Source organism: Undibacterium sp. GrIS 1.2 (genome assembly GCF_040544435.1).
Classification (GTDB): Bacteria; Pseudomonadota; Gammaproteobacteria; order Burkholderiales; family Burkholderiaceae_D; genus Undibacterium.
Genome location: NZ_JBEONP010000063.1, coordinates 1 through 21,040 on the forward strand (window position 1 = coordinate 1; position 21,040 = coordinate 21,040).

Sequence of the window (21,040 nt, forward strand, 5' to 3'; positions counted from 1 at the left end):
ATTGCTTTTCCATTTCCACTCCATCTCATTATTGAAATCGTGAGCTTGAAGGATTTAGATTTGACTTGATAGTCTGGGGTTTATGGAGCGCTTACGGTTGGTTTGGCTGTAAGTGAGGACAAGGGGCTCACATACCAAAAAATTTTCACTGGCCCGATTATGGACAGAACACATGATGATCCATATTTTTGTGCCACCACATGTGTCATTGTAGAAAATGGCATTTGGCGTAATTGGTATTTGTCATGCACAGGATGGTTTGTGGTGAATGGAAAGCCTGAGCCTCGCTATCATTTGAAGTACGCAGAGTCATTGGACGGCATCAATTGGAAAAGAAGCGGTACGATAGCAATTGATTATATGGATCAAAATGAAGGTGGAATTGCCAGAGCTACGGTGATTAAAGATGGATCTCTTTATCGTATGTGGTTCAGCTACCGAAGTATATTGAACTACCGCAGCGATAGTCATAGCAGTTATCGAATCGGGTATGCAGAATCAAGTGACGGTATTTCTTGGAAACGACAGGATGATCGCGCTGGGATTGATGTCAGTGGTCAAGGTTGGGACGCTTTCATGCTGGCCTATCCAGAAGTTGTTGATATTGATGGCCGAAAATTCATGTTTTACAACGGGAACGGCTTTGGTCAATCAGGGATAGGATATGCCGAGTTACTGGCTGAATAATTGAAAACAGATCGGATATCTATGGACTCTTCACCTTCTAGTACACAGTTATCACAATACCTTAACGATGGTTACTTGATTGCTTCCGATCTCATTCCGGTTGATGACGTACTGGCGGTCAGAAATTCTTTGATTAAGACATTTCAAGATCAAACTGGTGAAGTAACTAAGGGTTTTTCTAATCAGTTATTGTATTCGTTGATGCAAAAATTATTTGATCACGATATTCATCAATACAAAAAAGTCGTTGGTGCTTTATGGCGGAAGTTGGATGTGAATCAACTGATGCATCATCCCAAAGTAATTCAATTTCTCAGAAAAGAATTTGGATGGAATGATTTTTTTATTCCTGGTGGGCAGGTAGTGCTGATTATGTCACATCAGCTGAAAATACCCGGCGGATATTTTGGACTAGCACCGCATCAAGATTTTCCTTCTGTCCAAGGAAGCCTTGATGGCGTCGTTGTTTGGATACCTTTAGTCGAGGTCGATGAGCATAATTTCCCTTTAGAGATCATTCCAGGTAGCCATAAAAATGGCATTTTGCCCTTCACTCAAGATGCAAGCAGTTCTTGGGTCATTCGTGATGACCAATATGCGGAGAGCGACTTTATACAAGTGAAAGCGAAGCCCGGTGATGTCGTCTTCATGTCCATATTCACACTACACCGAAGTTCACTTATAGGCGACGATAATAGCTATCGTCTGGCTTTATCTTCGCGTATTGATAATGCAGGTGAGCCTACGTTTATTGAGCGTGGATATCCTTCGGCTTATATGCGTAGCGTCCACAGAGATCCGATGCAAGCTGGTTTCCCGACAATTGATCAAATTCAGAATGTTTTTAAATTATAAGAATGGATCTAAAAATGTCTTCAATGATTGCAAGCGACTATATTGAGCAAGTCCGAAAAGATGGATATGTATTAATAAAAAGAGCGATAGATCCATCCATTGCACAAAATTTATTAGACTTCGCCACATCTTTTGAATATTCAGATGTTGAAAGGGATGCTTTACTCAAAAATCAACAGCGATTGAATGGCTACGGTAATAATATTTTTAATATCGCACTCAAGCGCCCGGATATTCTGCCTCTATTCATTCGTGGTGTTCAGGGCGAGATTATGAAAGGATTGCTTAATGATCGCTACTATTCGAGCATTCCTGCTGATTTGCCTAATTACATTATGCGTGCGATGTTATTGCGCAGCTCCTTAGGTGCAATGCCATACCATATTGATTCATTTATTCCCTATCAAGGAGATCACACTTCGGTCGTGCAATCGGCGATATTTTTGAATAACTCCACCATGGAAAATGGTTGTACCTTGCTAGTTCCAAGATCGCATTTGACGGGAGAATACGCCCCTCAAGGCGACAACCCGGATGCAATCGCATTGGAGGCAGAAATGGGCGACATTGCTATATGGGATAGCAGAATTTGGCATGCCACTTTAGAAAATACTGCTAAAACAGACCGGTGGGCATTGATAGGAACATTTGCTCGCTGGTATATTAAACAGGCTTTCGATTATCCGCGTGCCATTTCAAATCAAATGTACGAATCTTTGGCCGTAGACGAAAAAATTGTGTACGGATATTGCTCGTACACACCATTAAATGAATTTGAAAAAACGGAATTAAAAACAGGGATCGATAACATCAAAAGACCTCCAAATTCATTTAAGTAGCTTTTACCACCCGATTCTTTCCTGTTTTCTTAGCTTCATACATTGCTTTGTCCGCTCGCTTTACGACGGAATCTTGCGGTTCTTTAGGCGCACGTAATGCAACTCCGGCACTAAATGTGATGAATAATCGTTGTTCATTGGCAGTGAAAAAATGTGTGGTCAATTCTCGTTGTACTCTGGTCATCGCCAAGGCAGCCTCATCAAGACTTGTTTCTGGCATAACGATTAAAAATTCTTCTCCGCCGTAACGCGCAATTACATCAATCGATCGTAACGTTTGTTTTACGATACGTACCAGATGTACCAGAGCGTCATCGCCAGCCGAGTGACCGTAGGTGTCATTTAATTTTTTGAAGTTGTCCAGATCAAGCATGGCGGCGCAAAGCGGGGTGCCGCGACGATCCGCACGATCTGCTTCCCGTTCAAATACATCGTCTAGTCCACGGCGATTTAAGCTACCGGTTAATTGATCCTCCCGCACAAGCTCGCTCATGTGGGCGAGCTTGTCCTCTAATTCTTTGATGCGGGTTTCCGCTTCTTTGACTTCTTTTTGGGCGCCCAACATCATTTCATGCGACCGCATTGTTTCTGACTGGACAGTACGCGTTTCGTTGAGAATGGCACCGATCAATTGATTGACTTCATTGGGGTTGCTAGTGCTACTCAACTGGTGGGAGTAGCCATCCATCTTGCTATGATAGGTCTCAGTACTCACAGCCATTACACTTAAGCGATCGATGAAAGTCGCCATCATATTTTTGACGGATGTTTTTGACTCGTCAATACTATGTTTGAGTACGCCTTGCTTATAAATCACATCTTTTAAGCTGCGCGTCGCTTCTTCCAGTGCACGATGGTCTATTGGACCCGCGATCAAGTTCCTTACGACTTCGATCTGTCCACGCAACCAATTATCTTCATCTAGTAGCTCATGCACGTTATCTAGTAACAATCCAAAGAGCCGAAGTAAGAGTTCTTGCTGTTCTCCGGTATCACCACTTTTTAATTCAATTTGGAAGCATAGTTGTTTCAGGCGAGAAGCTATTATATTGAGTGCCGGTTCGTTATCCGCGTCACGTACTGCAACACCAATTGACTCTGACTCTGCAGCTAATTGTGGCGTTGATTTGAGTACAGAAGCTAATGCCAGTGCGAGCGTGCGGTATAGCAAATCTTGCAAAATTCGTTGACGTCCATCTTCTAAGGGTAAGTCATCAACTAGAGAGATTTTGTTAGTCGCCGGTGGCACAATTGGATCAACCAGGCTAATGGAATTAGCTGGTTTTGCCAGTGTTTTTTCTGCTAATTGGGACAAGCCTTTGCTGTAATCCTCCCAATCTCCGGTTTTAATTGCACGGCTAAAGCGGTGTCCAAAATTAACCAGATCGCCCTGAGATTGTTGCAGGCTTTGTGCGAAGCTCAGTAGCAAGGTTTCTGCCGCAGATGGTTCTGGTGTTTTCTCTTCGGTGGGCTGGACTGTAGCGGGTTTCTCAATTTCTACAGGATCTGTAACACCCGAAATTTCTTGGTACAGTTTTTTATAAGCATCCGGTGTTGGGGCAATTCTTTGAATCGCTAAACGTTTAAATGTTTCTCGGGCGATGTCTGTCGGGCTCTTGAATTGCGGATTATTTTGATTATTTGACATGATGCTTCCACGCTTGATGCTTTAGGTAAGAGGGAATGTCCTTGCGTAAAGATTTTATTCTAATTCTGATGTAAATCTATTCTTTTACAATTGAATTTTATGTAAGCAATTCATGTGGCTAGCTTACTCGGTTCAATTGGTAAATTGATCGATTTCATCAGCTTACTCAACCAACTGATTTTTAATCGCGTAGTGAGTCAATTCAGCGTTATGGCGTAGTTTCATTTTAAGTAATATTCTTGCGCGATACTCGCTAATAGTTTTTACCGATAGTGATAGTTCCCGTGCGATATCGCTGACGTTTTTACCGGAGGCGATCATGGTCATGGTCTGGAATTCACGGTCGGATAAAGTCTTGTGCAGCTCACCTTCGTACTCTTGATTTAAATTATTCGCCATTTCTTGCGCTAGCTCTGGGCTAATATATTTGAGTCCCGACGCTAGCTGTCGTATCGCCCGCAGAATTTCATCTGCGCTGGCTTGCTTATTTAAATAGCCGGAAGCGCCGGACTTGTGGGCGCGCACCGCATATTGATCTTCGCGGTGGATAGAAAACATCAAAATGGATACTTGAGGAGATTCTTTTTTGATTTGTTTCAGGACTTCAATGCCATTTTTATCTGGCAGAGAAATATCTAACAACATAATGTCGTACTCAAGCTGTCGTGACAGTTTAATGGCATCAAATCCGTTTTCTGCCTCGCCAACGACGACGATATCTTCGGTGCTACCAATAATTTGCTTTAGACCTTCTCGTATGACTGCATGATCGTCGACGATGATAAGTTTAATTGCGGTGGTATCTGTCATGCATGGACCTTGTAGGGCTAGTTCTAAACGAAGAGGGTGTGTTCATCTCTATTCTATAAGGCTTAGTGTTGCTGTGGTAGTTAGAGCAGAAGAATTTTACCTAAGTCCGTTACAATAGAAAGATGAATAAAGCATTTGTAAAAGAAACTGAGCAAGACGATGATCAGGAGTTTGGCATGCCTGAAATACCTGCTGGCGTAAAAAATTATATGACACCAGACGGACATCAAAAAATGAAGGCAGAGTTTTTGCACCTCATGGATGTAGAACGACCTGAGGTAGTGAATATTGTCCATTGGGCTGCATCGAACGGCGACCGGTCTGAAAACGGAGACTATATTTATGGTAAGCGTCGGTTACGTGAAATTGATAGACGCATACGGTTTTTAACCAAGCGTTTAGATTTGGCAGAGGTCGTTGATCCCAGAGTGCATCATGGCTTGGATCAAGTATTTTTTGGTGCCACCGTCACCTACGAAAATCAACATGGCGATGAGCTTACAATTACTATCGTTGGCGTTGATGAGTTTGATCCGCTGGCGGGGAGAATTAGTTGGGTATCGCCAGTTGCACGGGCATTAACCAAGTTCAAAACAGGTGATACCGTTACATTGCGGACACCTGCTGGTGTGGACGAGTTAACGATTACCGACGTGCAGTATCCGGAGTAATTGAATCCAGAGAATTTCTGTAAGTTCTGCTAAATTTTTATAAGATCGTTGCTTGGTAGTTGGTATCAAGCTCAGAACGAGCGGTAGGAAGTGTCGAGAGCTTGCGCAATATGGTCGCTACGTTAGTCGCGCAATTGGCTATGTACTTAACCGCGCTCTCGCCATATTTTGGTAACGCCAGCCAGATGCTTAATATTGCGCATCATGCGAGCCAGGTGGATGCGATCTTCTATTTGTATCGTGAAATGGATATTGGTCATATCGTTGGCTTGACCATCTTCTATGCTGACATGGCTGATGTTGGCATCGCATTCACCAATTTCAGCTGCAATTTTTGCCAGCGCACCGCGTTCGTTATTCACCATGACTACAATGCGGCTGTCAAAGCGACGGTTTAATTCATCTCCCCAACTGACATCAATCCAACGATCTGGTTCTTTGACTTGCATGCGTTTGGCATTTTCACAGTCGTCTGTGTGAACAATCAATCCTTGATCGCGCTTGAGCTGTCCGATAATGCCGTCACCCGGAATCGGCATACAACATGGCGCCAGTTGTACTGAAATACCTTCACTGCCATAAATGATGACAGGATCGCGTTTGCCGGATTTTTCTCCAGCCAGTTCTTGAAATGGAATCGATGACGAATCGTCTTCTACCAAATCTAATATATGACGCGCTACCAGCGCTGCCATACGTTTGCCTATGCCAATATCGGTATATATTTCATCCAGAGTTTTGGCCGTGGATTCATTGAGTAATTTTTCAATTAAGCTGGAAGGCAACACTGGATTGAGGTGAACATCCAGTAGTGCTTGCGACAGCAATTGTTTACCTAGTTCAGTGGACTCATTGAGGTTGATGGTACGTAGATAATGACGTATTGCGGATCGTGCTTTACCTGTCCGCACATAGGTTAGCCAGTTCGGTGTTGGACGAGAGTTTGGCGAAGTAATAATTTCAACGATATCGCCGTTTTTTAACTCAGATCGTAACGGCACTGGTTCATGATTTATGCGTGTAGCGATTGCCTGATCACCAATATCTGTATGGATGTTATACGCAAAATCTAGTGCTGTCGCACCTCGCGGCAGCGCAATAATTTTTGATTTTGGTGTGAAGACGTAGACCGAATCAGGAAACAAGTCGATCTTCACATGTTCTAAAAATTCTGCCGAATCACCGGTTTGTTTTTGAATATCCAGCAACGATTGCAACCATGCATGTGTACGCTGTTGCAGATCCGTCAGACTGCCTTCTTCATTTTTATACAGCCAATGTGCAGCCACTCCAGATTCTGCAACGTGGTGCATATCTTGAGTACGGATTTGGAATTCCACCGGCGTACCGTATGGGCCGATCAAGGTCGTATGAAGCGACTGATAGCCATTCGTTTTGGGAATGGCGATGTAGTCTTTAAACTTGCCTGGCATGGGCTTGTACAGCGCGTGCAAGGTCCCCAGCGCAAAATAGCTATTCGGGAAATTATCCACAACAATACGAAAACCATATACATCCAGCACTTGAGAAAAACTCAGGTGCTTGTCGTGCATTTTGCGATAAATACCATACAGCGTTTTTTCGCGGCCATATACCTGCGCATTTAAGCCACCGTCTTTAAGCGCTGTTTTGACTGCTTCCATAATCTTGTTGACGACTTCGCGTCGGTTACCGCGCGCTGCTTTTACTGCTTTTGATAAAGTGCGGTAGCGCATCGGGTAGAGATGCGCAAACGCTAAATCTTGTAGTTCACGATAAATATTATTCAAACCCAAACGATGTGCGATTGGCACATATACTTCCATCGTTTCGCCTGAAATTCTGCGCTGCTTTTCTGGCCGCATCGCACCTAGCGTGCGCATATTGTGCAAGCGATCGGCAAGCTTAACCAAGATCACGCGTACGTCGCGCGCCATCGCCAACAACATTTTGCGGAAGTTTTCTGCCTGCGCTTCTATCTGACTCTGGAATTCAATTTTTTCCAGTTTGGATAAGCCATCGACCAAGGAGGCCACCGGGGCGCCAAAGCGCTCTATCAGTTCTTCTTTTTTTACATCCTGATCTTCCATCACATCATGTAGCAGCGCAGCCATGATCGCCTGTACATCCAACTTCCATTCGGCGCAAATCTCCGCTACCGCAATGGGATGTGAGATATAGGGTTCACCAGATTTTCTGATTTGCCCAAGATGCATCTCATCGGAAAAGCGATACGCTTCTTTGACCAATTTAAGATCAGCAGGCGATAGATATTCTGCAAGACGATTGGTTAAGTCAGTGATGGATGCGACGCCAGTAACAGGTGCGCGTGGTGCAGGTGTTTCTGCTATGGAGGATGAGGCAGGAGCGATATTTTTTTTGGAAGAACTTGCAGAGGGTGTTGCAGATGAACTTGTGGATACAGCCCGTCGTGAGATTACTTTCTCAGCAGCGGAGGCGGGGAGCGAAGAATTAGTTTCAGTAAGATTCATTCTGTCAGGTTCCCGGCTCCAGGCCGCTTCATGGTGTCGTTCTGTACAGAATTAACCAGGTACTTTTTTCAACATTTCGATACCGATTTTGCCTTCAGCGATTTCACGCAAAGCGATTACGGTTGGTTTGTCTTTGGAGTCTACTTTTGGAGTATGACCTTGCAACAGTTGGCGCGCGCGATAAGTCGCACAGAGCGTCAGTTGAAAACGGTTAGGGATATTTTTCAGTGAGTCTTCAATTGTAATACGTGCCATCTTTTTTCCTTCTATTATGAATTGGCATGAATGCCCAATTGGGCAAACAGCGCTGCATTGCGGGTTGCTTGCTGGGCAAAGCGACAGCGAGTCGCTTTAACAACGGCATTTAATTCTGCTAATGCCGTTGCAAACTCTTGATTAATAATAACATATTCGAACTCAGGCGCGTGCGCCATTTCGCCGCCGGCAGCTAGAATTCGTCTGGTAATGATATGTGGTTCGTCCTGTCCCCGTTTTTTTAGCCGCTCTTCCAGTGCAGGAATCGATGGCGGGAGGATAAAAATCCTTACCGCGTCAGGGAATTGCCGTTTAACTTGTTGTGTTCCTTGCCAGTCAATTTCTAGCAAAATATCGGTGCCAGCTTGCATTTGACGCTCGATCATAATCCGGGAGGTGCCATAGTAATTTCCATGTACTTCGGCGGACTCTAGAAATTCTCCCTGTGCTTTGCGCTTTAGAAAGTCTTCTGCCGAGGTGAAATGGTATTCCCGTCCGTCTTGTTCACCCGGGCGTGGTGGGCGAGTTGTGTAAGAAATCGAGAGCTTAATTGCTGGCTCTTGTGCCAGCAAGGCATTTACCAAGGTTGATTTACCAGCACCGGATGGTGCTGCAACCATAAACAGGCTACCTGATGTTGTGGTGGATGTTTGCATAATGGCTCACTGGATTTACTTAATAAAAAATTAAAATTATGGGGGTATATCGTAAAATCGACCTTAATCCCCAGTAATCATATGGACATAAAAATATACGGGTAGCAGTATATGTAAATAGTAAAATTCATTAAAATTCACTCAAGGTTCTGAACTTGCTCACGCATTTGCTCTATCAGTAATTTTAATTCCATTGAGGCATCGGCCAGTTCTTTGAGGGCCGCTTTTGATCCCAGCGTATTTGCCTCTCGGTTTAACTCTTGCATCATAAAGTCCAGACGTTTGCCGACTTGTCCGCCTTTTTTCAAAATATGTCTGGTTTCTGTCAGGTGAGCAGATAAGCGAGCCAGTTCTTCTGCGACATCAATACGGATGCCATATAGCGTTACCTCTTGGCGAACGCGATCCAGCGCTTCTTCCCGGGTGATGCTTTGGTTGCTGGCGTTACCCACGTGCTGGCCCAAACCTAGCGCTTCTTCCATGCGACTTGTGGCTTTTTGTTGGAATTGCTGAACAACTTGCGGCACCAACGGGGTGATTCGCAGCACAATTGCCTCCATCGCCTCAATCCTGTCGGTAAGCACCAATGCCAGCGCTGCGCCTTCACGCTCACGGCTAGTAATAAAGGCATCCAGCGTGGAGCTGATTCCGCTAGTAATCACGGATTGCAAAGCCTCCGCATTAATTTCTGCTTCTTCAATCACGCCGGGCCAGCGCAGTAACTCATTGCTGGTCAGCGGTGCCGCATTGGGAAATTGTTGAAGGATGCTCGCCTGGAACTGAGCTATTTGCGATAAAACGTCTGCATTCAAGGCTTTGGCATTACCGCTACTGGTTTTTTTGCCAAAACTGAAGCGGCATTCCACTTTTCCTCTGCTTAATTTGCGGGAAATCGCTTCGCGGAAGATTGGTTCTACCGAGCGGAAATCATCGTTAATCCGAAATTGTAAATCTAAAAAACGCGAGTTGACGCTCTTGATTTCGATAGTAATCGTGCCTGCATCGGTTTCTTGGGTGCTGGCGGCGTAGCCTGTCATGCTATAAATACTCACGTTATTTCCTTGGTATGCTGTATGTTTCTGGACGGACATCTAATTTTATTATAAAGCTTACGCCAAACCTGGATGGCGCCGTTTGCTTGCCTTGTTCGAGATTCGGGCTATTTTTGCTACTGCATGTTAAGGACACAATTTTGTATAAGTGTTAATGATTTAGAGTTTGCAGTTTTTTGATACTGATAATCAAAGCTACTGCGCCACCGGCGAAATAGAAGGAAGGCTAGCAACAGGCGATCTGTCCGATGTTGACTCGAGCTCTATTTAAGCTCACTAATTAAGCTAATTAATTGGCGAACTAAGAAGCAACTAATGCAGCAATCAGCGGATTTGCTTTCTCGATATCCTTTACAAAATCACCAAACATCAACACAATCCCTCATATAAATGGATATAGGACGATATGGCCGCACAAAATAACGCACCCTTGCCGGACGGGCTGGAGATTGCTGGATACCGCATTGTAAAGAAAATTGCCTCTGGCGGGTTCAGTATTGTTTATCTGGCGTCTGATGAAGACGGTAATGCCGTCGCTATCAAGGAATATTTACCTAGCTCTTTAGCTTTGCGACAGCAAGGTGAGTTAGTGCCTTCCATTTCATCAGAAAATCTGCCGATTTATCGCATTGGTCTCAAATGCTTTTTTGAAGAAGGCCGGGCACTGGCGCGTATCGCACATCCTAATGTGGTCAGCGTGATCAATTTTTTCCGTGCGAACGAGACGGTGTATATGGTGATGGCCTATGAATCAGGCCGATCATTGCAAGAACATATTTTGCGCCGGCGCGACAAAGGCGAAAAGCCCTTGGTGTCGGAGCGTTTTATTCGTCGCATGTTTAATCTGGTGATGAACGGCTTGCGAGAGGTGCACACCAATAAATTGTTGCATCTGGATTTGAAGCCAGCCAATATTTATTTACGTTTGGATGGGACACCAATTTTGTTGGATTTTGGTGCGGCGCGCCAAACTTTAAAAACAGACTTGCCTAAGCTATACCCGATGTATACGCCAGGTTTTGCCGCACCGGAGTTGTACTCTAAAAATGGTAATCTGGGTCCGTGGACGGATATTTATAGCATCGGCGCATCTATTTTTGCCTGTATGGTTGGCGCACCGCCACAACCTTCAGATCAGCGTAAAAATGGCGACAAGATGGAGAACCATTACCGTAAGCTGGATGGTTTGTATTCGCCAGAATTGATCGAGGTAGTGCGTTGGTGTCTGAAAATGGATCCGCTGGAGCGTCCGCAAAGCGTGTTCGCTCTGCAAAAAGCTTTGCAACTTCAAAAGCAACCGCAAAAAGAATTAAGCATAGTAGAAAAAATTAAGCTCAAAGTAACGACCTTACTCAATACAGTTAAAAATAGAAAAAATGAGAACGACGATACAACGATACAAGACCATACCTTAAATTAAGTGCAGTTTTTTATCGATGTAATTCATCCTCTTTGCTATGCAATATATAAACTAGTTTGATCGGAGGGTAGTCAATACTCTTCATGGTTACTCACCCTAAACAATAGTAATTACCACTACACATCTCATGCGTTTCTCTGTTTATCAAGAAAGTCATATCGGCGGTCGCAAAGTCAATCAGGATCGCATGGGATATAGTTTTACCCGCGATGTCATCCTGTTGCTGCTGGCAGACGGCATGGGCGGTCATATCATGGGCGAGATGGCGGCAACGATTGCCATGCAAACAATAGGCAATTTGTTCCAGCAAAATGCCCATCCGATGATAGGACGGCCAGAGCGGTTTTTGGAGGACAGTTTTTTCGCTGCACACCAAGAAATACATCGGTATCGGGAGATGCACAATCTGCCTGAAACACCACGCACAACCATCGTTGCCTGTCTGATCCAAAATGGCTACGCCTACTGGGCGCATTGCGGCGATTCGCGCTTGTACTGGATGCGCCAAGGGCAAATTTTATTGCGTACCAAGGATCATTCACGGCTGGAGACATTGATCGCACAAGGCAAGGTTGATCCGTCAGAACGCCATACTCATCCTGATCGTAATAAACTATTTAATTGCTTAGGTGCGCCAAATGCGCCGATTGTGGAGCTATCGCGCAGAGCAACTTTGCAAGCTGGTGACCTGCTGTTTTTGTGTTCAGATGGTTTATGGTCGGTACTGCCAGATCATATGCTGGCGCAACGCCTGAATGACCATACTATCGTGCGCGCTGTACCGGAATTGATTCGGTCTGCCGTCGATATCGCTGGCAAACAAAGCGATAATGTCACTGCGTTAGCAATGATGTGGGAGGGCGATGATAAGCTTGAAGATTCCTCGATTATCTCTACCAATACTTTACCCATAGGATCAATTACAACGACGATACAGGCGCCCCCACCCGGCGAGGCAGACAATGCCGAGGCCGACGCGTTTAACGAGGTAGAAATAGAAAAGGCGATTGCAGAAATTCGCAACGCAATTCATAAATCGTCTCGCGTGACAACCAAGCCCTGATGGAATTTGTCGCTAACTTGGCCTAAGTCCTCGTTATAAATTTTCTTAAATTTCACTCATTTTTATTTACTACTATGCCTCAATCAAATCGTCCTAGCGGACGCTCGGCCAATGCCCTGCGTCCTGTTGTCATTAATCGTCACTTCACCAAACATGCCGAAGGTTCGGTATTGATTGAGTTTGGAGATACGCGTGTGATTTGCACCGCCAGTATTGAAGATAAAGTGCCCGGTTTTTTAAAAGGTAAAGGGCAGGGCTGGATGACTGCTGAATATGGCATGCTGCCGCGTTCAACACATACCCGCATGGATCGTGAAGCCGCCAAAGGCAAGCAATCCGGCCGCACCCAAGAGATACAGCGTTTGATTGGTCGGTCCTTACGCGCAGCGTTTGATCTGGAGGCCTTTGGGGAGCGCACCTTGCATATCGATTGCGATGTAATTCAAGCGGATGGCGGTACACGTACTGCTGCGATCACCGGCGCAATGGTTGCGGCGTATGATGCTTTTTCAAAACTGGTGGAGCGCGGTGCGATTGCCGCCGTGCCGGTCAAACATTTTGTGGCAGCGATTTCTGTCGGTGTGTATCAAGGGATGCCCGTGTTAGACCTGGACTACCCCGAGGACTCTTCTTGCGATACTGATATGAATGTCGTCATGACAGACCAAGGTCAGTTTGTTGAAGTGCAAGGCACGGCTGAAGGTGTGGCATTTGATCGCGCTACCATGGATTGTTTGCTCGATTTAGCGCATGAAGGTATTACGGATTTAATCGCATTGCAGAAACAGGTCTTAGGCTTGTTGTAGTCAGCGGAGTCTCGATTTTATTGATGTAAATATAGAAGGGAGATTTAATATACTCCCCCTTATTTTTATAAAATATGCCTTATTGTCCAGTAGTTATCTGGACGATTAAAATATACTCGTGATGAGTATATTTTTTAGATTTGCTCGTACCTCCGATTTAAATGTTAACAGACCCTCCTCTGAAGATGTTTTATCTTAGTAAAAAAATCGTAAAATGAATGCCAAAAAAATTGTCTTAGCCTCGAATAATCAAGGCAAACTCAAAGAGTTTTTCCACATATTGTCGCCACTAGGCATCACGCTACACGCACAATCTGAATTTGATGTGCCCGAGGCTGAAGAACCGTATTTCACCTTTATTGAAAACGCCCTCACCAAAGCTAGGCACGCTGCCAAATTGACGGGTTTGCCCGCTTTGGCAGACGACTCAGGGATTTGTGTGAATGCGATGCAAGGCGCGCCAGGTGTATTTTCTGCCCGGTTTGCAGGAGAACCTAAATCTGATCAGCGTAATAATGCACACTTGATCAGTCAACTGGCCGCCTCAACGGACAAATCGGCATACTACTATTGTGTGTTGGTGTACGTACGTTCAGAACATGATCCGCAGCCGGTTATTGCAGATGGACTTTGGCATGGCGAGATCGTGGCTGAGCCAAAAGGTAATAATGGTTTCGGTTATGATCCGCATTTTTGGATACCGGCTTTAGGTAAAACCGTGGCAGAACTCAGTCCTGAACAAAAAAGCCTATGGTCGCATCGCGGACAAGCTTTGCGTGTGCTGCTAGAGAAGTTAAGATGATCCCGATCAAGCCAATTGAATTACTGACGCCGAAGAAGAAAACTGTCGATCTTTCGTCTGTGCCGCAAGATGTTGTCAGTCATTTTTTGGGAGCAGGGCAGTTTAATTTTACTAGCCTGCCACCACTATCGCTGTATATCCACTTTCCTTGGTGCGTCAAAAAATGTCCTTACTGCGACTTTAATTCGCATGAGGTAAAAAGTAGTTTTGATGAAACCATGTATCTGGACGCCGTGCGTGCTGATTTAGAAGCGGCCTTGCCTCTGATTTGGGGGCGCAAGATTTACACCATTTTTATTGGTGGCGGCACGCCTAGTCTGATGTCAGCAGCAGGTTTGGATCGCCTGATGTCGGATGTCAGAACGCTGTTGCCAATTGACGGCGCGGCTGAAATTACAATGGAAGCCAATCCGGGTACGTTTGAGGCCGAAAAGTTTCGATCCTATCGTCAGAGCGGTATCAACCGCTTATCGATCGGTATTCAGAGTTTTAACTCACAGCATCTGCAAGCGCTGGGGCGCATTCATGATGGCGATGAGGCCAGGCGCGCCATCGATATCGCACAACGATATTTTGATAATTTTAATCTCGATCTGATGTTTGCACTGCCAGGGCAAACCTTGGAGCAGGCAAAGTCAGATGTCGAAACCGCGATTGCCTGCGCACCGCCACATTTGTCGCTCTACCATCTGACGCTGGAGCCGAATACCTACTTTGCTAAATTTCCGCCAGTGATACCCGACGATGATCTGAGCGCAGAAATGCAGGATTTGATCCAGACCAAAATGACGCAAGCTGGTTATGGTAATTACGAAGTCTCTGCCTATGCCAAGCCAGGTAAAGAGTCACGTCACAATTTAAATTACTGGAACTTCGGCGACTATCTGGGTATCGGTGCTGGCGCCCATTCCAAACTTTCTTTCCCGCATAAAGTGGTGCGACAAGTCCGTTATAAGCAGCCAAAAACCTATATGGAAGAGAGTCTGCGCGGGGTAGCTGTGCAAGAAAGCGTTGAGATACAGCGCCATGAAATGGGCTTTGAATTTATGCTCAACGCTTTAAGACTAAATCAGGGTTTTGCCGTCAATCTATTCAATGAACGCACAGGTCTTTTACTTAATGATCTTGAAAAAGAGTTATCGATAGCAGAGCAAAAAGGATTGATTACCCGGGATCATCAGTACATCCGTCCAACCGAGTTGGGGCGACGTTTTTTAAATGATTTACAGACCTTGTTTTTAAAAGACCAAGAGTGACAGCGACAGCTGATTGTTCTTTATTCGCATGCTTTAGGGTTATTACAAGCTCACTGTTGTGAAAACAGTCTTATTCATGGCTTACTTAGAACAACACTAGACTAATACTTAAAGTAAAACGTTAAATAATATTGCAATTGATTAATTTTCAACTTAGTATTTAAAGCTGCTTACGACTTATGTAAAAATGTTTTTCTGCAAAGAGCTAAAACCTCATTGCATCAGTTTTCGTAAGATCAGGCAGCAGAAAGCAAATAGAAAATCCAACTAAGATCAAAAATTGTTTATATGACCAATGCGACTGGCCTGACGTTACCAATTTCTCCACTGACTCCGATCGTTAACAACAAGCAGCAACTAGTTGCTTTGAGCGTTCATTTTGATAACGCTGTCCTTGCAAATTCTTTGCAGTTATTACATCACTTTAAAAGTAGTGATTTTTTTGATGAGTTATCCTCGCTGTCGCTCCTTCTCCCTATCGATGACGTCATTGCATTACCAGCAGATATTGATGCTCGTATTGCCGCCTCAAAAATAATTTTGTGCATTCCAGAGGCAAGTTGTAATAGCCCTGATGCACAAACCAAACTGAACTATTTAGTGTCTAAAGGTGTGCAAATTGTCGTCGACGATTTTGCTTCTCAGACTACGTTAGTCTGGGATGGATCTAGTACTGTTTGTGTCGATTGCACCGCTGGCGTACCCATGTCAATAAAGCTTTGGTTAGCCAGTTTAAGCAAGGGTCTGCATATCGCTAAAAATGTGAATACAGCAGCGCAATTACAAGCAGCGTCCGATATAGGATTTAGCTCGTTTTGCGGCGACTATGCCTTTAATCCTGCGCCGAATAATAAATCAGGCGACGCAACTGCCAGAACCCGTTTATTGAAATTGCTCGGATTAGTATCTCGCGATGCAGAGTCACGCGAGCTGGAGGAGCTATTTAAGCAAGACACCACCTTGTCGTTTATGTTGTTTAAGATGGTTAGTTCTGCCGCATTTGCGCAGACAGTCAAAGTATCGAGCTTTGGGCAGGCCATTAATTTGCTCGGGCGGCGGCAATTACAACGATGGTTGCAGTTACTGTTGTATGCCCGTCCTAGTGATAATAGCGGCGCACTTAATCCTCTGATGTTGCGCGCTGCATTTCGCGCCAGTTTGATGGAAGTGATTTGCCAAAAAAATGGCGGCAACAGGGATCAGCAAGATAGTGCTTTCATGGTCGGTATGTTCTCTTTACTGGATACCTTATTTGGAAGCCCCCTAGCTGAAATTTTATTGCCATTGAATTTGATCGATGATGTGTTGGCCGCCCTGTTAAATCACGATGGTGTTATGGGCGCGCAATTGCAACTTGTTACTCAAGCGGACCGCATCACCGCCAATCTTGATGCTGCAACATTACAAAAAATTGGCCTTGATGCAGAGATGTATTACGACAGCCTGACCAAGGCTTATGTTTGGGTTAATCAGGTTTGTCAGGACATGTAGATGAAGTCACGCGCGAACACGGGTAATCTGAACAGTGATCTGGATAATGATCTGAGTCTGGGCGCGGCCTTGGGTGAGGCCGTGTTGTGCCTGGATGGCCATTCTTTAGAGACCGAGTTGACGCGGATTGTTCAGGCTATTTTCAATACGTCAGATGCTGCTTACGTTCAGCAAGTGAGGTCCGCGGCGGACGTGAGCAATGTTTAACAGTTGCAGTCCGCTGTATCAGCAGAAGCGTTTTTTGTTCTGAGTGGCAAAAACGGAATTTATAATGAAAGTGATATCGCAAAGCTTAATAAACTAGCCGAATTGACGGCGCATTTATTTGCTTCTAAAGCACAACTAGACCAACGTTATAAAGCCTCAGCAGAAACCCAATTACAGCAATCGCAAATTCTCGATCAAATTCATGAGTCCGTTATTACCATGGATTTGGCTGGATTTATTATCAGTTGGAACCGTGGCGCAGAAATGTTGTTTGGTTATAGCGCAAACGAGGTCATCGGCAGAAATATTTTATTTTTGTATGAAGATGAAGAGTTAGACGGCCTGCGCTTGTTTGATTCTTTTTTGGAGCAAGGCGGCCGTCAGATGGAAGTTCGCCGGCGCAAAAAATCAGGTGAAGTTTTTTGGGCCAGTCTAAGCTTATCTCCATTATGTGATGCCAACACTCAACCTGTGGGAATTATCGGTTATTTAAGCGATATCACTGAACGTAAGCACGCAGAAGAGAAAATTAATCATCTGGCTTATTACGATCTCCTGACCGATTTACCTAATCGCACTTTGTTTAAAAAATTAGTTGATAAGGCATTGCTACAGTCTCAGCGTAATAACTCTATCGGTGCTTTATTGTTTATTGATCTGAATCGCTTTAAGCCAATTAATGACACTCTAGGACATGCGATCGGTGATTTATTACTTAAACAAGTAGCAGAACGATTTCGCGTAGCCTTGCGCGAAAATGATGTGATCGCTCGTTTGGGCAGTGATGAATTTGCAATTGCGTTGTTAGAAATCCCACAGCATTTTCATGCAGGTTTGGTCGCGCAAAAATTATTATCAACTTTAGATCATGCCTTTTTTGTTGATGGGCAAGAGCTGCGCATAGGCGCAAGTATCGGTATCAGTATTTATCCGCAAGATGGCATGGAGGCGGACAAACTTTTGCAAAAGTCAGACATTGCCATGTTTAAGGCGAAGCGCAATGCGGAGCGCGCTAGTGGCAGTTATGCTTTTTACGACAATGAAATGAATCGTACGATTGCCGGACGATTATATTTGGAGTCGGGTTTGCGTCGTGCGCTGCAGCACGGAGAGTTTTCTCTTTTATATCAACCGAAAATTGATATCAGTAACGGTCGTGTGATCGGTGCAGAGGCCTTGATCCGATGGAATCATCCAAAAAAAGGATTGATCCCACCAGCAGAATTTATTCCAATCGCCGAAGAGACGGGATTAATTTTGCAAATTGATGCATGGGTTTTAGAGACCGCTTGTGAGCAGGCCAGGCGATGGCAAGATTTGCATATTTCGCCACTACGCATTGCCGTCAATGTGTCAGCTAAAGAGTTTTCTTCTACTTTGCCAAGTCGGGTTAGGCAGGCGCTATCTTTTTATCAGATATCACCTGCGTGGCTAGAGCTGGAAATCACTGAGAGTATGTTGATGCATAGTGCCGAAAGCGTCATCACGATCATGGACGAGATTACCGCTCTAGGCGTGACTTTATCTTTGGACGATTTCGGTACTGGGTACTCTAGTTTGTCTTACTTAAAACGGTTTCCTATCGATACTCTTAAAATTGATCGTTCTTTTATTCAAGGCATACCAAGCGACAATGATGATTGTGCAATTGCTGACGCAATTATCAGTATGGCTAAAAAACTCCGTCATAAAGTAATTGCTGAGGGCGTAGAAAATTGGGAGCAGTTTTCTTTCCTTAAAAATGCAGGCTGCGATGAGGTGCAGGGATATTTGTTTTCCCGCCCCGTGAATCCCGATCAACTGACGCCGATGTTAGCAAGCGATTTTTGTTTTTCAGTCGAAACAGATTTACATAAGTGAATATGAAGAATAATTTGACAAAGAAAAATGCCTCAAACCGACAAAATATAGCTATAATAACGGGCTTGGAGGGTTGGCAGAGCGGTTGAATGCACCAGTCTTGAAAACTGGCGAGGATGAGAGTCCTCCGTGAGTTCGAATCTCACACCCTCCGCCAAATTTGTATGATAAATAAAATAAAAATAGTTGGAACAAATCACAAGCCCGCGTTGCTCTAATGAGAACGCGGGTTTTTTTATATGTGTTTAGTTTTTAATCTATGCAAAGCATGGATGTTAAATGATGGAGATAAACCAGTTTATGGCTACAGTTTTCCAAAGAAAATTATTGCGTAAGGTCAGAAGTTTTGTTAGCAGTTTATTGTTGATTAGCTTGTGTGCATGTGTGACGACTTCGCCGCCTGTGGCAGTGGTCACCCCTGTGATTCCAGTTGCGCCAATTTTTAAAGTGCCTAAAACAATACGCATTGGTTTGGCTTTAGGTGGTGGTGCGGCCCGTGGCTTTGCACACATTGGCGTCATCAAGGCGCTGGAATCGCAAGGCATTGTGCCGGATATCATTGTTGGTACCAGCGCGGGTAGTGTAGTTGGAGCGATGTATGCAGCGGGAAACAATGGTTTTGCGTTGCAGAAAATGGCTCTGGATATGGATGAGGCAACGATTTCTGATTGGTCTTTACCTTTATTCGCCAAATCTAGCGGAGTTCTCAAAGGAGATGCCTTGCAAAACTACGTGAATAAGATGGTAGTGCAGGTGCCGATTGAGCGCTTGAAAAAGCCATTTGGCGCCGTAGCAACCGATTTACATACGGGTTTGCCTATTCTGTTTCAACGCGGGAATACCGGGTTGGCAGTCCGGGCATCTTCTGCGGTACCGGGCGTATTTCAGCCCGTTAGAATTAATGATAGGTTATATGTGGACGGTGGCTTAGTTTCTCCTGTACCAGTACGGTTCGCCCGTGAGATGGGAGCCGATTTTGTGATTGCTGTGAATATCTCTTCGCAACCGGATGCGCAATCCGCCTCTAGTTCGCTGGATGTGCTGCTACAAACTTTTACCATCATGGGGCAAAGTTTGAATCAGTTTGAATTAAAGAATGCAGATGTAGTGATCCGACCTGACTTGGCGAGTATGAAGGGTAATGATTTTGCCGGTAGAAATTTGGCGATATTGGCAGGTGAGAAGGTAACCATGTCGATGATGACGGATATCAAACAAAAAATCCGCATGATGCAAGATAGATGATTTGCATACTCCCTGTTAGTATATTTGGTCGTCCATATATAATGTGGACGTTGAGCCAATATTCTTGATATTGATGGGGAGTATGTGTTTTTTTGAAGTATTTTAAGATGCTAAGCGGGAGCATCCAGGTGCTGCGCGATGCTGGTTCTATTAACTCAATTTCGCTCAATTCTTTTCGTCATCGTTAATTCTTCTAGCGCCGTTAAAGCGTTTTTTCCAATAAGCTATATCCATGCTTTCTACTCTTACCTGACCACCAGCTGAGGGGGAGTGAATAAACTTGTTGTCGCCCAAATAAATTCCCACATGTGAGAAGCCGCGACGCAATGTATTGTAAAAAACCAGGTCGCCGGGCTGTAAATCTTTTTGGTCAATTTTTTCGCCAACTTTGCTGATCTCGTTCGAGGTTCTTGGTAAGTCTGTCCCTAGCGCGTCTTTAAATACCAAACGCACAAAACCGCTGCAATCTAAACCATTTTCTGGCGTATTACCGCCGCGTTTGTAACGGATGCCAAGCATGTCCATTGCTTTAATCGTCAGGCTAGATGCGCGTTCACGCAGTTCTTGCAGTTTGGTGTAAGCCGTAGATGATTCGGGGAAGGGGTTGTCGGCGCTGAAGCTTGGACTGCAAAAAGAAAATTGCAGAATGCTTGCTAGAAGTAGGGATAAGACTAATTTCACTTTCCTGGGAGAGCGGGAAATTTGTATTAGCATTGTTGCACCTGGTTGGAAAAACCGACCAACTGTAAATGATCTTTGTCGGAATGTAAACCTTGCTTTTGTAAAATTAGCTAAATGATATTGTTGAGGCTATCAGTTAAAAGGTATCGAATTTTTTATAATATTTCTGCTGAGGTTCTTGCAAAACGAAACACCGGAGAGTAATTTTATTGCGAGAAGCGCAAAATAGATGAGAAAGGAGCGGCCATTTCTGGCAAGATGAAAG

At 44.5% G+C, this 21,040-nt stretch carries 20 protein-coding genes and 1 tRNA gene; 14 read left to right on the forward strand and 7 right to left on the reverse strand.

Annotated elements, in window-relative coordinates; all coding sequences use genetic code 11:
• Positions 1 to 159: 159 nt before the first annotated feature.
• From AAKU61_RS19575 to AAKU61_RS19585, 3 genes are read left to right on the forward strand one after another with little or no spacing between them, the layout of a single operon-like run.
• On the forward strand, positions 160 to 687 hold the full coding sequence (locus AAKU61_RS19575; protein WP_354334983.1) for a glycoside hydrolase family protein: 528 nt from the start codon (positions 160 to 162) through the stop codon (positions 685 to 687).
• A complete protein-coding gene (locus AAKU61_RS19580) occupies positions 688 to 1,542 on the forward strand; it encodes a phytanoyl-CoA dioxygenase family protein (protein ID WP_354334985.1) in 855 nt (284 codons plus the stop codon). It begins immediately after the preceding gene.
• A 14-nt stretch (positions 1,543 to 1,556) separates the two neighbouring features.
• Complete coding sequence (locus AAKU61_RS19585; RefSeq protein ID WP_354334987.1) at positions 1,557 to 2,381, forward strand: phytanoyl-CoA dioxygenase family protein; 825 nt, start codon at positions 1,557 to 1,559, stop codon at positions 2,379 to 2,381.
• Here AAKU61_RS19585 and AAKU61_RS19590 read toward each other — a convergent pair.
• Together AAKU61_RS19590 and AAKU61_RS19595 are read right to left on the reverse strand one after the other, a co-directional pair.
• Entirely contained in the window at positions 2,374 to 4,029 is a 1,656-nt protein-coding gene (locus AAKU61_RS19590; RefSeq protein ID WP_354334989.1) for a GGDEF domain-containing protein, read from the reverse strand. The two genes, AAKU61_RS19585 and AAKU61_RS19590, sit on opposite strands and share 8 nt — an antisense overlap.
• A 162-nt stretch (positions 4,030 to 4,191) precedes the next feature.
• Complete coding sequence (locus tag AAKU61_RS19595; protein ID WP_354334991.1) at positions 4,192 to 4,839, reverse strand: response regulator; 648 nt, start codon at positions 4,837 to 4,839, stop codon at positions 4,192 to 4,194.
• Between the two features lie 122 nt (positions 4,840 to 4,961).
• Here AAKU61_RS19595 and greB point away from each other — a divergent pair, with 122 nt between their 5' ends.
• Positions 4,962 to 5,510 (forward strand): transcription elongation factor GreB, encoded by a 549-nt coding sequence (gene greB / locus AAKU61_RS19600; RefSeq protein WP_354334993.1) that lies wholly within the window; start codon positions 4,962 to 4,964, stop codon positions 5,508 to 5,510.
• 146 nt (positions 5,511 to 5,656) lie between these two features.
• On the opposite strand, the gene AAKU61_RS19605 is transcribed toward greB, so the two are convergent.
• The 4 genes from AAKU61_RS19605 to AAKU61_RS19620 all read right to left on the reverse strand — a co-directional run bounded on the left by AAKU61_RS19605 (position 5,657) and on the right by AAKU61_RS19620 (position 9,929).
• The gene (locus AAKU61_RS19605) at positions 5,657 to 7,981 is read right to left on the reverse strand and encodes a RelA/SpoT family protein (RefSeq protein WP_354334995.1); all 2,325 of its coding nucleotides are present in this window, start codon (positions 7,979 to 7,981) and stop codon (positions 5,657 to 5,659) included.
• Positions 7,982 to 8,032: 51 nt separating this feature from the next.
• Positions 8,033 to 8,236 (reverse strand): DNA-directed RNA polymerase subunit omega, encoded by a 204-nt coding sequence (gene rpoZ, locus AAKU61_RS19610; protein WP_322118235.1) that lies wholly within the window; start codon positions 8,234 to 8,236, stop codon positions 8,033 to 8,035.
• Between the two features lie 14 nt (positions 8,237 to 8,250).
• On the reverse strand, positions 8,251 to 8,892 hold the full coding sequence (gene gmk / locus AAKU61_RS19615) for a guanylate kinase (protein ID WP_322118236.1): 642 nt from the start codon (positions 8,890 to 8,892) through the stop codon (positions 8,251 to 8,253).
• A 137-nt stretch (positions 8,893 to 9,029) separates the two neighbouring features.
• Positions 9,030 to 9,929 (reverse strand): YicC/YloC family endoribonuclease, encoded by a 900-nt coding sequence (locus AAKU61_RS19620; RefSeq protein ID WP_354335016.1) that lies wholly within the window; start codon positions 9,927 to 9,929, stop codon positions 9,030 to 9,032.
• Between the two features lie 421 nt (positions 9,930 to 10,350).
• Between AAKU61_RS19620 and AAKU61_RS19625 the strand changes: the two genes are divergently transcribed.
• The 10 genes from AAKU61_RS19625 (at position 10,351) to AAKU61_RS19670 (ending at position 20,094) form a co-directional block, all read left to right on the forward strand.
• Complete coding sequence (locus AAKU61_RS19625; RefSeq protein ID WP_354334997.1) at positions 10,351 to 11,364, forward strand: serine/threonine protein kinase; 1,014 nt, start codon at positions 10,351 to 10,353, stop codon at positions 11,362 to 11,364.
• Positions 11,365 to 11,491: 127 nt separating this feature from the next.
• Positions 11,492 to 12,427 (forward strand): PP2C family protein-serine/threonine phosphatase, encoded by a 936-nt coding sequence (locus tag AAKU61_RS19630; protein WP_354334999.1) that lies wholly within the window; start codon positions 11,492 to 11,494, stop codon positions 12,425 to 12,427.
• Between the two features lie 74 nt (positions 12,428 to 12,501).
• Positions 12,502 to 13,233 carry a ribonuclease PH gene (gene rph, locus AAKU61_RS19635; RefSeq protein ID WP_322118239.1) on the forward strand — a complete coding sequence of 244 codons (732 nt, stop codon included), beginning with the start codon at positions 12,502 to 12,504 and terminating at the stop codon, positions 13,231 to 13,233.
• Positions 13,234 to 13,447: 214 nt separating this feature from the next.
• Complete coding sequence (gene rdgB, locus AAKU61_RS19640; RefSeq protein ID WP_354335002.1) at positions 13,448 to 14,035, forward strand: RdgB/HAM1 family non-canonical purine NTP pyrophosphatase; 588 nt, start codon at positions 13,448 to 13,450, stop codon at positions 14,033 to 14,035.
• Positions 14,032 to 15,291 (forward strand): radical SAM family heme chaperone HemW, encoded by a 1,260-nt coding sequence (gene hemW, locus AAKU61_RS19645; protein WP_354335004.1) that lies wholly within the window; start codon positions 14,032 to 14,034, stop codon positions 15,289 to 15,291. The genes rdgB and hemW overlap by 4 nt, the downstream gene beginning before the upstream one ends.
• 288 nt (positions 15,292 to 15,579) lie before the next feature.
• Positions 15,580 to 16,782, forward strand: a complete 1,203-nt coding sequence (locus tag AAKU61_RS19650; RefSeq protein ID WP_354335006.1) for an EAL and HDOD domain-containing protein — start codon at positions 15,580 to 15,582, stop codon at positions 16,780 to 16,782.
• Positions 16,783 to 16,989: a hypothetical protein gene (locus tag AAKU61_RS19655; protein WP_354335008.1), complete on the forward strand. Its 207-nt coding sequence runs from the start codon at positions 16,783 to 16,785 to the stop codon at positions 16,987 to 16,989.
• A gap of 102 nt (positions 16,990 to 17,091) precedes the next feature.
• Complete coding sequence (locus AAKU61_RS19660) at positions 17,092 to 18,849, forward strand: putative bifunctional diguanylate cyclase/phosphodiesterase (protein WP_354335010.1); 1,758 nt, start codon at positions 17,092 to 17,094, stop codon at positions 18,847 to 18,849.
• 67 nt (positions 18,850 to 18,916) lie between these two features.
• Positions 18,917 to 19,006 (forward strand) — tRNA-Ser (locus tag AAKU61_RS19665).
• 143 nt (positions 19,007 to 19,149) lie between these two features.
• Positions 19,150 to 20,094, forward strand: a complete 945-nt coding sequence (locus AAKU61_RS19670) for a patatin-like phospholipase family protein (RefSeq protein WP_354335012.1) — start codon at positions 19,150 to 19,152, stop codon at positions 20,092 to 20,094.
• Between the two features lie 165 nt (positions 20,095 to 20,259).
• Here AAKU61_RS19670 and AAKU61_RS19675 read toward each other — a convergent pair whose 3' ends face one another.
• Entirely contained in the window at positions 20,260 to 20,775 is a 516-nt protein-coding gene (locus tag AAKU61_RS19675) for a C40 family peptidase (protein WP_354335014.1), read from the reverse strand.
• Between the last annotated feature and the right edge of the window lie 265 nt (positions 20,776 to 21,040).

Bases quoted from the DNA above. Each gene is read 5' to 3' on its own strand.
- gmk (WP_322118236.1), bottom strand. From the start codon at position 8,892: ATGCAAACATCCACCACAACATCAGGTAGCCTGTTTATGGTTGCAGCA.
- AAKU61_RS19575 (WP_354334983.1), top strand. From the start codon at position 160: ATGGACAGAACACATGATGATCCATATTTTTGTGCCACCACATGTGTC.
- AAKU61_RS19630 (WP_354334999.1), top strand. From the start codon at position 11,492: ATGCGTTTCTCTGTTTATCAAGAAAGTCATATCGGCGGTCGCAAAGTC.
- rdgB (WP_354335002.1), top strand. From the start codon at position 13,448: ATGAATGCCAAAAAAATTGTCTTAGCCTCGAATAATCAAGGCAAACTC.
- AAKU61_RS19590 (WP_354334989.1), bottom strand. From the start codon at position 4,029: ATGTCAAATAATCAAAATAATCCGCAATTCAAGAGCCCGACAGACATC.
- AAKU61_RS19655 (WP_354335008.1), top strand. From the start codon at position 16,783: ATGAAGTCACGCGCGAACACGGGTAATCTGAACAGTGATCTGGATAAT.
- AAKU61_RS19585 (WP_354334987.1), top strand. From the start codon at position 1,557: ATGTCTTCAATGATTGCAAGCGACTATATTGAGCAAGTCCGAAAAGAT.
- hemW (WP_354335004.1), top strand. From the start codon at position 14,032: ATGATCCCGATCAAGCCAATTGAATTACTGACGCCGAAGAAGAAAACT.
- AAKU61_RS19620 (WP_354335016.1), bottom strand. From the start codon at position 9,929: ATGACAGGCTACGCCGCCAGCACCCAAGAAACCGATGCAGGCACGATT.
- AAKU61_RS19670 (WP_354335012.1), top strand. From the start codon at position 19,150: ATGGCTACAGTTTTCCAAAGAAAATTATTGCGTAAGGTCAGAAGTTTT.
- rpoZ (WP_322118235.1), bottom strand. From the start codon at position 8,236: ATGGCACGTATTACAATTGAAGACTCACTGAAAAATATCCCTAACCGT.
- greB (WP_354334993.1), top strand. From the start codon at position 4,962: ATGAATAAAGCATTTGTAAAAGAAACTGAGCAAGACGATGATCAGGAG.
- AAKU61_RS19595 (WP_354334991.1), bottom strand. From the start codon at position 4,839: ATGACAGATACCACCGCAATTAAACTTATCATCGTCGACGATCATGCA.
- AAKU61_RS19650 (WP_354335006.1), top strand. From the start codon at position 15,580: ATGACCAATGCGACTGGCCTGACGTTACCAATTTCTCCACTGACTCCG.
- AAKU61_RS19605 (WP_354334995.1), bottom strand. From the start codon at position 7,981: ATGAATCTTACTGAAACTAATTCTTCGCTCCCCGCCTCCGCTGCTGAG.
- rph (WP_322118239.1), top strand. From the start codon at position 12,502: ATGCCTCAATCAAATCGTCCTAGCGGACGCTCGGCCAATGCCCTGCGT.
- AAKU61_RS19625 (WP_354334997.1), top strand. From the start codon at position 10,351: ATGGCCGCACAAAATAACGCACCCTTGCCGGACGGGCTGGAGATTGCT.